This is a genomic window from Mycobacterium lacus (assembly GCF_010731535.1).
In the GTDB taxonomy this organism is placed as follows: Bacteria; Actinomycetota; Actinomycetes; order Mycobacteriales; family Mycobacteriaceae; genus Mycobacterium; species Mycobacterium lacus.
In genome coordinates this window covers 3,715,039-3,727,306 of record NZ_AP022581.1, presented here as the reverse complement: position 1 = coordinate 3,727,306, position 12,268 = coordinate 3,715,039, and the positions used below count along the sequence as shown (strand labels likewise).

Annotated in this window: 12 protein-coding genes and 1 pseudogene; 12 read left to right on the top strand and 1 reads right to left on the bottom strand. The window is 65.1% G+C overall.

What is annotated here, in order from left to right:
• The first annotated feature begins 208 nt into the window (after positions 1 to 208).
• The 7 genes and pseudogenes from rpsL to G6N24_RS17120 all read left to right on the top strand — a co-directional run bounded on the left by rpsL (position 209) and on the right by G6N24_RS17120 (position 7,634).
• Complete coding sequence (gene rpsL, locus G6N24_RS17150) at positions 209 to 583, top strand: 30S ribosomal protein S12 (protein WP_003879423.1); 375 nt, start codon at positions 209 to 211, stop codon at positions 581 to 583.
• On the top strand, positions 583 to 1,053 hold the full coding sequence (rpsG, locus tag G6N24_RS17145) for a 30S ribosomal protein S7 (protein WP_067324208.1): 471 nt from the start codon (positions 583 to 585) through the stop codon (positions 1,051 to 1,053). Before rpsL ends, rpsG begins: the two co-directional genes overlap by 1 nt.
• A 73-nt stretch (positions 1,054 to 1,126) precedes the next feature.
• The gene (fusA, locus tag G6N24_RS17140; RefSeq protein WP_085157555.1) at positions 1,127 to 3,232 is read left to right on the top strand and encodes an elongation factor G; all 2,106 of its coding nucleotides are present in this window, start codon (positions 1,127 to 1,129) and stop codon (positions 3,230 to 3,232) included.
• A gap of 163 nt (positions 3,233 to 3,395) precedes the next feature.
• Complete coding sequence (gene tuf / locus G6N24_RS17135; protein WP_003403463.1) at positions 3,396 to 4,586, top strand: elongation factor Tu; 1,191 nt, start codon at positions 3,396 to 3,398, stop codon at positions 4,584 to 4,586.
• A 135-nt stretch (positions 4,587 to 4,721) separates the two neighbouring features.
• Positions 4,722 to 5,455: pseudogene (locus G6N24_RS17130) on the top strand (SHOCT domain-containing protein).
• Positions 5,456 to 5,593: 138 nt separating this feature from the next.
• Positions 5,594 to 6,430, top strand: coding sequence for a mycofactocin-coupled SDR family oxidoreductase (locus G6N24_RS17125; protein WP_085157558.1), 837 nt, complete (start codon positions 5,594 to 5,596; stop codon positions 6,428 to 6,430).
• A gap of 25 nt (positions 6,431 to 6,455) precedes the next feature.
• Positions 6,456 to 7,634, top strand: coding sequence for an NAD(P)/FAD-dependent oxidoreductase (locus tag G6N24_RS17120; protein ID WP_085157562.1), 1,179 nt, complete (start codon positions 6,456 to 6,458; stop codon positions 7,632 to 7,634).
• A gap of 58 nt (positions 7,635 to 7,692) precedes the next feature.
• Here the strand turns inward: G6N24_RS17120 and mftR are convergent, their stop codons facing one another.
• Complete coding sequence (mftR, locus tag G6N24_RS17115) at positions 7,693 to 8,289, bottom strand: mycofactocin system transcriptional regulator (protein WP_085157565.1); 597 nt, start codon at positions 8,287 to 8,289, stop codon at positions 7,693 to 7,695.
• 101 nt (positions 8,290 to 8,390) lie between these two features.
• Here mftR and mftA point away from each other — a divergent pair, with 101 nt between their 5' ends.
• From mftA to mftE, 5 genes are all read left to right on the top strand, one after another.
• Entirely contained in the window at positions 8,391 to 8,480 is a 90-nt protein-coding gene (gene mftA / locus G6N24_RS17110) for a mycofactocin precursor MftA (protein ID WP_085157568.1), read from the top strand.
• Positions 8,481 to 8,543: 63 nt separating this feature from the next.
• On the top strand, positions 8,544 to 8,861 hold the full coding sequence (gene mftB / locus G6N24_RS17105) for a mycofactocin biosynthesis chaperone MftB (protein ID WP_085157628.1): 318 nt from the start codon (positions 8,544 to 8,546) through the stop codon (positions 8,859 to 8,861).
• Positions 8,858 to 10,024, top strand: a complete 1,167-nt coding sequence (gene mftC, locus G6N24_RS17100; RefSeq protein WP_085157571.1) for a mycofactocin radical SAM maturase — start codon at positions 8,858 to 8,860, stop codon at positions 10,022 to 10,024. The genes mftB and mftC overlap by 4 nt, the downstream gene beginning before the upstream one ends.
• 2 nt (positions 10,025 to 10,026) lie before the next feature.
• Positions 10,027 to 11,211, top strand: a complete 1,185-nt coding sequence (gene mftD / locus G6N24_RS17095) for a pre-mycofactocin synthase MftD (protein ID WP_085157574.1) — start codon at positions 10,027 to 10,029, stop codon at positions 11,209 to 11,211.
• A gap of 244 nt (positions 11,212 to 11,455) precedes the next feature.
• Positions 11,456 to 12,184 (top strand): mycofactocin biosynthesis peptidyl-dipeptidase MftE, encoded by a 729-nt coding sequence (gene mftE / locus G6N24_RS17090; RefSeq protein ID WP_085157577.1) that lies wholly within the window; start codon positions 11,456 to 11,458, stop codon positions 12,182 to 12,184.
• Positions 12,185 to 12,268 lie beyond the last annotated feature (84 nt).

The following is a 12,268-nucleotide window of genomic DNA, read 5'->3' as shown; positions in this document are numbered from 1 at the left end:
AGACCGGCGGCGGGTATTGTGGTTGCTCGTGCCTGGCGGCTCGCGGCGCCTGACGTAAGGGTGTTGATGCCGGGCCAATTCGCGTGTCCAGGATGCAACGGATAAGACGGTTCGAGTCCGAGGCAAGCGCATGCGACATACCCGGCCGCGGGTTACTGCGACGGGGACACGAAACAGAACGTGAACGCACAACAGAGAAAGCCGGTAAATGCCAACCATTCAGCAGCTGGTCCGCAAGGGTCGTCGGGACAAGATCGGCAAGGTCAAGACCGCGGCTCTGAAGGGCAGCCCGCAACGTCGTGGCGTGTGCACTCGCGTGTACACAACCACCCCGAAGAAGCCGAACTCGGCGCTTCGGAAGGTTGCGCGCGTGAAGCTGACGAGTCAAGTCGAGGTCACGGCATACATCCCGGGCGAGGGTCACAACCTGCAGGAGCACTCGATGGTGCTGGTGCGCGGCGGCCGTGTTAAGGACCTGCCTGGCGTGCGGTACAAGATCATCCGCGGTTCGCTCGACACGCAGGGTGTCAAGAACCGCAAGCAGGCTCGCAGCCGTTACGGCGCCAAGAAGGAGAAGAGCTGATGCCGCGCAAGGGGCCCGCACCCAAGCGTCCGCTGGTCAACGACCCTGTCTACGGATCGCAGCTGGTCACCCAGCTGGTGAACAAAGTTCTGCTAAAGGGGAAGAAATCGCTGGCCGAGCGCATTGTTTATGGTGCGCTCGAACATGCCCGCGAGAAGACCGGCACCGATCCCGTCATCACCCTCAAGCGTGCTCTCGACAATGTCAAGCCGGCCCTCGAGGTGCGCAGCCGACGCGTCGGCGGTGCCACCTACCAGGTGCCTGTCGAGGTGCGTCCCGACCGGTCGACCACGCTGGCACTGCGCTGGCTCGTCAGCTTCTCGCGGCAACGCCGGGAGAAGACGATGATCGAGCGCCTGGCAAACGAGATCCTGGATGCCAGCAACGGCCTCGGGGCCTCTGTGAAGCGGCGTGAGGACACGCACAAGATGGCCGAGGCAAACCGCGCCTTCGCGCACTATCGCTGGTGATAGCCACCGGCGAACCGGCCGGGCGCAACCGATAGTGAACTAACTGAGCAACCGAAAGAGTGGGAAGACTTCTGTGGCACAGAAGGACGTGCTGACCGACCTGAGCAGGGTCCGCAACTTCGGCATCATGGCGCACATCGATGCCGGTAAGACCACGACCACCGAGCGAATCCTGTACTACACCGGCATCACCTACAAGATCGGTGAGGTGCACGACGGCGCCGCGACCATGGACTGGATGGAGCAGGAGCAGGAGCGGGGCATCACCATCACCTCCGCGGCCACGACAACGTTCTGGAAAGACAACCAGCTCAACATTATCGACACGCCTGGGCACGTCGATTTCACCGTCGAGGTGGAGCGCAACCTGCGTGTGCTCGATGGAGCGGTCGCGGTTTTCGACGGCAAAGAAGGCGTCGAACCGCAGTCCGAGCAGGTCTGGCGCCAGGCCGACAAGTACGACGTTCCGCGCATCTGCTTCGTCAACAAGATGGACAAGATCGGCGCGGACTTCTACTTCTCGGTGCGCACGATGGAGGAGCGGCTCGGGGCCAAGGCGGTCCCGATCCAGCTGCCCATCGGCGCCGAGGCCGACTTCGAAGGCGTCGTCGACCTGGTCGAGATGAACGCCAAGGTGTGGCGCGGCGAGACGAAACTCGGCGAGACCTATGACACCATCGAGATCCCGGCCGAACTGGTCGAGAAGGCCGACGAATACCGCACCAAGCTGCTCGAGGTCGTCGCGGAGACCGACGAGCACCTCCTCGAGAAGTACCTTGGCGGCGAAGAACTCACCGTCGACGAGATCAAGGGCGCGATTCGCAAACTGACGATCTCGTCCGAGATCTACCCGGTGCTGTGCGGCAGCGCGTTCAAGAACAAGGGCGTGCAGCCGATGCTGGACGCTGTGGTGGACTACCTGCCGTCGCCGCTGGATGTTCCGCCGGCGATCGGGCACGCGCCCGGCAAGGAGGACGAGGAGGTCGTGCGGAACGCGACGACCGACGAGCCCTTTGCCGCGCTGGCGTTCAAGATCGCCACGCACCCGTTCTTCGGCAAGCTCACCTACATCCGGGTGTACTCCGGCAAGGTCGATTCCGGCGCCCAGGTCATCAATGCCACCAGGGGCAAGAAGGAGCGTCTGGGCAAGCTGTTCCAGATGCACTCGAACAAGGAAAACCCAGTACACACGGCCTCGGCCGGTCACATCTATGCGGTCATCGGGCTCAAGGACACCACCACCGGCGACACGTTGAGCGACCCGAACCAGCAGATTGTGCTCGAGTCGATGACCTTCCCGGACCCGGTGATCGAGGTGGCCATCGAGCCGAAGACCAAGAGCGACCAGGAGAAGCTGAGCCTGTCGATCCAGAAGCTCGCCGAAGAAGACCCCACCTTCAAGGTGCACCTGGATCAAGAGACCGGCCAGACCGTGATCGGCGGCATGGGCGAGTTGCACCTGGACATCCTGGTGGACCGCATGCGCCGCGAATTCAAGGTCGAGGCCAACGTCGGCAAGCCCCAGGTGGCGTACAAGGAGACCATCCGCCGCGTGGTGGACAACGTCGAGTACACCCACAAGAAGCAGACCGGCGGATCGGGCCAGTTCGCCAAGGTGATCATCAAACTCGAGCCGTTCACCGGCGAAGACGGCGCAACCTACGAGTTCGAGAACAAGGTCACCGGTGGACGTATCCCGCGCGAATACATCCCGTCGGTGGACGCCGGCGCGCAAGATGCCATGCAGTACGGTGTCTTGGCTGGCTATCCCTTGGTGAATCTCAAGGTCACGTTGCTCGACGGCGCTTTCCACGAGGTCGACTCGTCGGAGATGGCATTCAAGGTCGCAGGTTCGCAGGCGCTGAAAAAGGCTGCGGCACAAGCGCAGCCGGTGATCTTGGAACCGATCATGGCCGTCGAGGTCACCACGCCCGAGACTTACATGGGCGATGTGATCGGCGACCTGAACTCCCGCCGTGGTCAGATTCAGGCCATGGAGGAACGGGGCGGTGCGCGCGTGGTCAGGGCCCACGTGCCGCTGTCGGAGATGTTCGGCTACGTCGGTGACCTGCGGTCCAAGACGCAAGGCCGGGCGAATTACTCCATGGTGTTCGACTCGTACTCCGAAGTGCCGGCGAACGTGTCGAAGGAAATCATCGCGAAGGCGACGGGCGAGTGAGCCGCGAAGACGACGAGTCGCCGAGCGTCAGCACAAGCTCACGAGTAAGGAGCCGAGCAATCGGGAGAAGCCTACGAGTAAGCTGGCCCGGTTAGTGCCGCGGCATAACTGAAAACATCAACACTGCTTTTTCAAGCACCAACAAGTCCAGGAGGACACAGAAGTGGCGAAGGCGAAGTTCCAGCGGACCAAGCCCCACGTCAACATCGGGACCATCGGTCACGTTGACCACGGCAAGACCACACTGACCGCGGCTATCACCAAGGTCCTGCACGACAAGTTTCCGGACCTGAACGAGACGAAGGCGTTCGATCAGATCGACAACGCTCCCGAGGAGCGTCAGCGCGGCATCACCATCAACATCGCGCACGTGGAGTACCAGACCGACAAGCGGCACTACGCGCACGTCGACGCCCCGGGCCACGCCGACTACATCAAGAACATGATCACCGGAGCCGCGCAGATGGACGGCGCGATCCTGGTGGTCGCCGCCACCGACGGCCCGATGCCGCAGACCCGTGAGCACGTGCTGCTCGCGCGTCAGGTGGGCGTGCCCTACATCCTGGTTGCGCTGAACAAGGCCGACGCCGTCGACGACGAGGAGCTGCTCGAGCTCGTAGAGATGGAGGTCCGCGAGCTGCTGGCCGCCCAGGAGTTCGACGAGGACGCCCCGGTCGTGCGGGTCTCGGCGCTGAAGGCGCTCGAGGGCGACGCGAAGTGGGTGGCGTCCGTCGAGGAGCTGATGAATGCGGTCGACGAGTCGATCCCGGACCCCGTGCGCGAGACCGACAAGCCGTTCCTGATGCCCGTCGAGGACGTCTTCACGATCACCGGCCGCGGCACCGTGGTCACCGGCCGTGTGGAGCGCGGCGTGATCAACGTGAACGAGGAAGTCGAGATCGTCGGCATTCGCCCGTCCACCACCAAGACCACCGTCACCGGTGTGGAGATGTTTCGCAAGCTGCTCGACCAGGGTCAGGCCGGCGACAACGTGGGTCTGCTGCTGCGTGGTGTCAAGCGTGAGGACGTCGAGCGCGGCCAGGTCGTCACCAAGCCGGGCACCACGACGCCGCACACCGAGTTCGAGGGCCAGGTCTACATCCTGTCCAAGGACGAGGGCGGCCGGCACACGCCGTTCTTCAACAACTACCGTCCGCAGTTCTATTTCCGCACCACCGACGTGACCGGTGTGGTGACGCTGCCGGAGGGCACCGAGATGGTGATGCCCGGCGACAACACCAACATCTCGGTGAAGCTTATCCAGCCCGTCGCCATGGACGAGGGGCTGCGATTCGCGATCCGGGAGGGTGGCCGCACCGTCGGCGCCGGCCGGGTCACCAAGATCATCAAGTAGCCTTCCAGCGCGAGCAGCCACAAAAGCCCCCGAAACCACGGGTTTTCGGGGGCTTTTGTGTCTGCTCGCGCCATTGCCCGCGCTAGTCTGACACGAGCAATCCAGCCGCAAACCTGAAAAGTGAGGAGCAGGCCCGTGTTGGCGCGCTATATCAAGATGCAGTTGCTTGTGCTGCTGTGCGGCGGACTGGTCGGGCCGATCTTCTTGGTTGTCTACTTCGCCCTGGGGCTGGGCAGCCTGCTGTCATGGATGTTCTACGCCGGTCTGATCATCACCGTGGCCGACGTGCTGATCGCGCTCGCATTGACCAACTACAGCGCGCAATCGGCCGCCAAGACGGCCGAGCTCGAGCAAAGTGGGGTGCTGGCGCTCGCGCAGATCAGCGGGCTCACCGAGACGGGGACTCGGATCAACGACCAGCCGGTGGTGAAGGTGCATCTGCACATCTCCGGATCGGGGTTTGTGCCGTTCGACAGCGAAGACCGGGGGAGCGAAGTGCTTTGGTCAATGGCCTGGTGCCCGCGCAGTTCACCGTGGACGAGGACAACAGGACCTACGACCTCAGTGGGCAAGCGGGCCCGCTGATGGAGATCCTGCAGATCCTCAAGGCGAACAATGTTCCGCTCAATCGGATGATTGACATCCGGTCGAATCCGGCACTGCGTCAGCAGATACACGCGGTGGTGCGACGGGCGGCCGAGCGGGCGCAAGGAGCGCCCGGCGGGGTGGCCCCGCCCGCTGCGCCGGGCGCCACGGGACAGGACAAGCCCATTGCCCAGCGGCTGCAGGAGTTGGAGACGTTGCGCGCCAGCGGTGCGTTGACCGATCAGGAGTACAACAGCCGCGCCCAGATCATCTCCGAAATCTGACACCGAGCAGTCACAAAAGCCCCAATGCGATCGGGGTGTCGCGTGCTTTTGCGGCTGCTCGGCGGGCCGCCGCACGGGCGTATTAGAACACGTTCCAGTTCCGCTGCTAGCCTGTCACACGGCGGAAGGGGTGCCCAAATGGGTCGAGTCGCTGCACAAACGGGATCACTGCGAGGACGGGTGGCATTTATCACCGGCGCCGCCCGGGCGCAGGGACGGTCGCACGCGGTGCGGCTGGCCCGGGAAGGGGCCGACATCCTCGCGCTGGATATCTGCGCGCCGGTGTCCGACAGCGTGACCTACCCACCCGCCACGCGAGAGGATCTCGCCGAAACCGTCCGCGGTGTGGAAGCCGAGGGGCGCAAGGCGCTGGCCCGCGAGGTCGACATTCGCGACGATGCGGCGTTGCGACAGCTGGTGGCCGACGGTGTCGAGCAGTTCGGTCGGCTCGACATCGTGGTGGCCAATGCCGGCGTGCTGGGCTGGGGACGACTCTGGGAACTCACCGACGAGCAATGGGACACCGTCGTCGGGGTCAACCTGACCGGCACTTGGCGCACCCTGCGTGCCACCGTGCCCGCCATGATCGAGGCCGGCAACGGGGGCTCCATCGTGGTAGTCAGCTCGTCGGCAGGTCTGAAGGCCACACCGGGCAACGGCCATTACTCGGCGAGCAAGCACGGACTCGTCGCGCTCACCAACACGCTGGCGATCGAACTTGGCGAATACGGCATCCGTGTCAATTCCATCCACCCGTACTCGGTCGACACGCCCATGATCGAGCCCGAAGCGATGATGCAGACATTTGCCAAGCACCCCCGTTTTGTGCATAGCTTTCCGCCAATGCCGTTGCAGTATAAGGGCTTTATGACATCAGACGAGGTCTCCGACGTCGTTGTCTGGCTCGCTGGTGACGGATCGGGGACGCTGTCAGGCACCCAGATCCCGGTCGACAAGGGCGCCTTGAAGTACTGATTGTCGATCGTGCTATGAACTCCACGTGACCGAAAAAGGGATCGTGATCGTCGGCGGTGGACTAGCGGCCGCCCGGATCGCCGAGCAACTGCGTCGTAGCGGCTATTCCGGTCGCGTCACGATCGTCAGCGACGAGGTGCATCTACCCTACGATCGGCCACCGCTCTCCAAGGAGGTGCTGCGCAGCGAGGTCGACGACGTCGCCCTCAAACCCCGTGAGTGGTACGACGAGAAAGACATCACGCTGCGACTCGGCGCGGCGGCCACTTGCCTGGACACCGCGGCGCAGACGGTGACCCTGGCGGATGGAACGATGCTCGGTTACGACGAGCTGGTGATCGCGACCGGCTTGGTGCCACGTCGCATTCCGGCCTTTCCCGATCTCGAGGGCGTTCGCGTGCTGCGGTCGTTCGACGAGAGCATGGCACTGCGAACGCACGCGTCGGCCGCGAATCACGCCGTGGTCATCGGCGCCGGCTTCATCGGCTGCGAGGTGGCGGCCAGCCTGCGCGGCCTCGGCGTGAACGTTGTGTTGGTCGAGCCGCAGCCGACACCGCTGGCATCGGTGCTCGGCGAACAGGTCGGCGAGCTGGTGGCACGGTTGCATCGCGATGAAGGCGTCGACGTGCGCCTCGGCCTGGGGGTGGCCGAGGTGCGCGGTGATGGGCATGTGGACACGGTCGTGCTGTCTGACGGTTCGGAACTGACCGCCGATTTGGTGGTGGTGGGCATCGGGTCTCACCCGGCGACCGATTGGTTGCAAGGCAGCGGCGTGGAGGTCGACAACGGCGTGATCTGCGACGAGGCTGGGCGCACCAGCGCGCCGCATGTGTGGGCGCTGGGCGACGTCGCCTCCTGGCGTGACGCCACGGGACACCAAGCGCGCGTGGAACATTGGAGCAACGTCGCCGATCAGGCCCGGGTGGTCGTGCCGGCGATGCTGGGGAACGAAGTGCCGTCCAACGTGGTGGTCCCGTACTTCTGGAGTGACCAATACGACGTCAAGATCCAGTGCCTAGGGGAGCCGCACGCCACCGATGCCGTCCATCTCGTCGAGGATGACGGCCGCAAATTCCTGGCCTATTACGAGCGCGACGGTGTGCTGGTCGGTGTGGTCGGCGGCGGGATGCCCGGCAAGGTGATGAAGGTGCGCAGCAAGATCGCGGCCGGCACGCCCATCTCCGAAGTGCTTGCCCCGAACTAGAATTCGCCTGGATAGCAGCCCATGCCCTGGTCGTCGGCCCAGTGCAGAACCTGCCTTGTCATCGGCCCACCGCGTCCAGTCCGGCGCCGACCACGTCGAACGCTTTCCCGAGCGCGTCGGGCAGCGGAACGGATTCGTCGGCCAGCCAGTGTTCGTAGGCCGAGAGCGCGACCCCGAGCATCGTCCAGGCGACGGTCTGGGGCAGCAGGTCGGTCGTTTTGATCCGCAGTCGGCGGGCTACGAACTCCGCGATCACCTCCCGCCAGCCGGCGTACATGGTCATCGAGTAGGCCTGAAGTTCGGGGGTTTGCAGGATGACTCGCATGCGCTGACGGTGTCGGACGGTCTCGGACTCGTCGAAGGTGTTGAAGGCCAGCAGCGCCGCGCGCAGCGCCTCCCCCAACCGAACCCTCGGGTCGACATCGTCGAGCAGGTTACGCAGGTGGCCGAGGTGGGTGTGGAAGTCACCCCAGGGTATGGCGTTCTTGGAGGCGTAGTAGCGGAACAGGGTCCGGCGGGAGATGCCGGCGGCTCGGGCGACGTCGTCGACGCTGACGACGGCGAAACCCCGGGCGGTGAACAGGTCGAGCGCAACGTCGGTGATGTGGTGTGGTGTCGTCGAGCGGCGCCGGCCCAGCCGCGACTCGTGGCGCATCAGACCCGCCCTTCCGTTTCGGCACTCGATGCCATATTCTGGCGACGATTGTGACCGGGGCAACTCGTTGTTGTCGAGTCCTGAGCGAGAGGCAAATGCAAATGGACCACGAGACCGATACCGACACCGAGCTCGTCACCGAGACGTTGGTTGACGAGGTGTCCATTGACGGAATGTGTGGGGTCTACTGACCCGTGTCCGATTGCCCGGTTCTGCCCCGCGACCCGGTGGGGACATCCCCCGCTCACGGGGGCGTGCCCGCACCTCGGGACGCGGCTCGGCCCGCGTTGTCGCCCGGCGCGTTCGACCCTGGACGTGGCTGGCGGTTGCACCCCCAGGTGGCGGTCCGACCGGAGCCATTTGGTGCCCTGCTGTATCACTTCGGCACCCGTCGGCTGTCGTTTCTGAAAAATCGCACGATCCTGACGGTGGTTTCGACGCTGGCCGATCATCCCGATGTCCGGTCCGCCTGTCGGGCCGCCGGGGTAGCCGACCCCGACCAGCACCCGTACCTGCGGGCGCTAGGTGTGCTGGCCGGCTCCGGCATGCTGGTGCCGCAGGAGGTCCGGTGACGTCGGCGCTGATCGAGCAGTTCGAGCGCGGACTGAATGCGCCGATTTGCCTGACCTGGGAGCTGACCTATGCCTGCAACCTGGCGTGTGTGCACTGCCTGTCATCCTCGGGTAGGCGTGACCCCCGCGAGTTGTCTACCCGCCAGTGCAAGGACATCATCGACGAGCTGGAACGCATGCAGGTGTTCTACGTCAACATCGGCGGTGGCGAGCCCACGATACGTCCGGACTTTTGGGAGCTGGTCGATTATGCCACCGCACATCGCGTCGGGGTGAAGTTCTCCACCAACGGCGTGCGGGTCACCCCCGAGGTGGCCGAACGGTTGGCGGCCAGCGACTACGTGGATGTCCAGGTCTCACTGGACGGTGCAACCGTCGAGGTCAACGACGCCGTTCGCGGCGCCGGGTCGTTCGCCATGGCGGTTCGCGCGCTGGAGAACCTGGCCACGGCCGGATTCGCCAACGCCAAGGTCTCCGTCGTGGTAACCCGGCACAACGTCGACCAGCTCGACGAGTTCGCAACCCTGGCAAGTCGTTACGGTGCCACCCTGCGGATTACCCGGCTACGGCCGTCCGGACGGGGTGCAGACGTCTGGGACGATCTGCACCCCACCGCCGACCAGCAGGTGCGGCTCTACGACTGGCTGGTCGCCAAGGGTGAGCGGGTTCTGACCGGCGACTCGTTCTTCCATCTTTCGCCGCTTGGCTCCTCCGGCGCGCTGGCCGGCCTCAACATGTGCGGAGCCGGCCGGGTGGTGTGCCTCATCGACCCGGTGGGCGACGTGTACGCGTGCCCGTTCGCCATCCATGACCGCTTCCTAGCTGGAAATGTGTTGTCCGACGGCGGGTTTGACAGCATTTGGAAGAACGCGCCGTTGTTTCAGCAATTGCGTGCACCGCAGTCGGCCGGGGCCTGCGCCAGCTGCGGCCATTACGACAGCTGCCGGGGCGGTTGCATGGCGGCGAAGTTTTTCACCGGCCTGCCCACCGCCGGGCCGGATCCCGAATGTGTGCAAGGTCATACCGCACAAGCGTTGGCCCGCAAGCGGGACACCCCGCGGGTCCGCGTCGATCACTCCCGGGGCCGTGGCACCAGCACACCGGTGCCACTGACCCTGTCGATGCGCCCCCCCGCGCGTCGGTGCGACGAAAGCCCGGTGTAGCCGTGGCCGACGCATGGTTCGAGACGGTGGCTATCGCCGAGCAACGCGCGAAACGCCGCCTGCCGAAATCGGTTTACTCGTCCCTGATCGCGGCCAGTGAGCAGGGGATCACGGTCGCTGACAATGTTGCGGCGTTTGCTGAAATCGGCTTCGCCCCGCATGTCGTTGGTGCGACGGCTAAGCGCGATATGTCGACCACCGTTATGGGACAAGATATTTCGTTGCCGGTAGTCATTTCGCCGACCGGTGTCCAGGCAGTCCACCCCGATGGTGAGGTTGCCGTCGCGCGGGCCGCGGCTGCCCGCGGCACGGCGATGGGGTTGTCTTCGTTTGCCAGCAAGCCGATCGAGGAAGTCATCGCCGCCAACCCCAAGACCTTCTTCCAGATTTACTGGCTCGGCGGGCGTGACGCCGTCGCCGAGCGCGTCGAACGGGCACGGCAGGCCGGCGCGGTCGGGTTGATCGTCACCACCGACTGGACGTTCTCGCACGGGCGCGATTGGGGCAGCCCCAAGATCCCCGAAAAGATGAGCCTGAAGACCATGCTGCGGATGTCTCCAGAGGCGATCACCCGCCCGAGATGGTTGTGGAAGTTCGCCAGGACGTTACGGCCGCCCAACCTGCGGGTGCCCAACCTGGGCCGCCGAGGTGAGCCCGGCCCACGGTTCTTCGCCGCCTACGGCCAGTGGCTAGGCACCCCCCCGCCGACCTGGGAAGACGTCGCCTGGCTGCGCCGCCTGTGGGGCGGACCGTTCATGCTCAAGGGTGTCATGCGCGTCGACGACGCCAAAAGAGCGGTGGATATCGGTGTTTCGGCGATCTCGGTGTCCAACCACGGTGGCAACAACCTGGACGGCACACCCGCATCGATCCGGGCTCTGCCAGCCGTGGTCGCGGCGGTCGGCGACCAGGTCGAGGTGTTGCTGGACGGCGGTATCCGGCGGGGCGGCGACGTCGTTAAGGCGGTGGCGCTGGGGGCGCGTGCGGTGATGATCGGCCGGGCCTACCTGTGGGGGCTGGCCGCAGCCGGTCCATCCGGCGTCGAGAATGTCCTCGACATCCTGCGCGGCGGTATCGACTCGGCGCTGATGGGTCTGGGACGTTCCTCCGTCCACGATCTGCGTCCCGACGACATTCTCGTCCCCGCGGGGTTCGCCCGGGAGCTGGGTATGCCCGGGAAACTTTGATGTGCGGGACGGGCAGGGTTTCGGTCGCTCATCGCACCGGCCGACCTAGGCTGAAGCGCGGGGCCGTAGTGCGCCGCGTGCAACCAAGCGGCATGGCCCGGCGTGTCCCCACCACCAGTACACGCTCGGCGCGGCCAGGGCACGCCAGCCAGGGAATCCACTGCCGCTTACCCGCACACCGACCCACATTCATGCCGGGAGAGCCAAGATTTCGGTAGGTAGGGCAACAATCGGTGCACGCCAGGTGAATTCGTCCTACCATCGGCGAGTGCCCGTACTCGGCGAACTGGGGACTGCGATAGCGGAGCAACTATCGACAGTCACTTCGCCGTCAATCGTGATCCCGCTGGGGTCCACCGAGCAACACGGTCCCCATCTGCCACTGGATACCGATACCCGAATCGCGACCGCTGTCGCCAGCGCGGTCGCCGCACGCGTCGACTGGTTGCTGGCACCGGCCATCGCCTATGGCGCCAGTGGCGAGCACCAGGATTTCGCCGGAACGATCTCCATCGGCACCCAAGCGTTGGCCCTGCTGCTGGTCGAGTACGGCCGGTCGGCCGCCAGCTGGGCCCAGCGGCTGGTCTTCGTCAACGGCCACGGCGGCAACGTCGGCGCCTTGAATCGTGCGGTAAGTTTGCTGCGGTCCGAAGGCCGCGACGCTGGCTGGTGCCCGTGCACCTCCGCAGGTGGCGACGCTCACGCCGGACACACCGAAACATCAGTGCTGCTGCATATTTCGCCGACCCTGGTGAGGACCGGCCGGTGGTGCGCCGGTAACGGAGCGCCGCTGGCCGAGTTGTTGCCGTTGATTCGTCGCGGAGGGGTAGCGGCGGTCAGCGAGATAGGGGTGCTGGGAGACCCGACCACCGCGACCGCGGCCGAGGGAAAACGCATCCTCGCGGAGATGGTCGACGATTGTGTGCGTCGAATCACCCGATGGGCGCCAAGGCCCGACGGGATGCTGACATGACCATGAGCGCGCCGGCGCCCACGCAGAGCGAATGCCAGCAGCTGGATGCCCGCCCCCGTGAGCGGGAGATGTCCCCACCCGCTT

What these genes read in the sequence shown, in the direction of transcription:
- rpsL (WP_003879423.1), top strand. Translation starts at nt 209, where the DNA reads ATGCCAACCATTCAGCAGCTGGTCCGCAAGGGTCGTCGGGACAAGATC.
- rpsG (WP_067324208.1), top strand. Translation starts at nt 583, where the DNA reads ATGCCGCGCAAGGGGCCCGCACCCAAGCGTCCGCTGGTCAACGACCCT.
- G6N24_RS17125 (WP_085157558.1), top strand. Translation starts at nt 5,594, where the DNA reads ATGGGTCGAGTCGCTGCACAAACGGGATCACTGCGAGGACGGGTGGCA.
- mftR (WP_085157565.1), bottom strand. Translation starts at nt 8,289, where the DNA reads ATGCGCCACGAGTCGCGGCTGGGCCGGCGCCGCTCGACGACACCACAC.
- mftA (WP_085157568.1), top strand. Translation starts at nt 8,391, where the DNA reads ATGGACCACGAGACCGATACCGACACCGAGCTCGTCACCGAGACGTTG.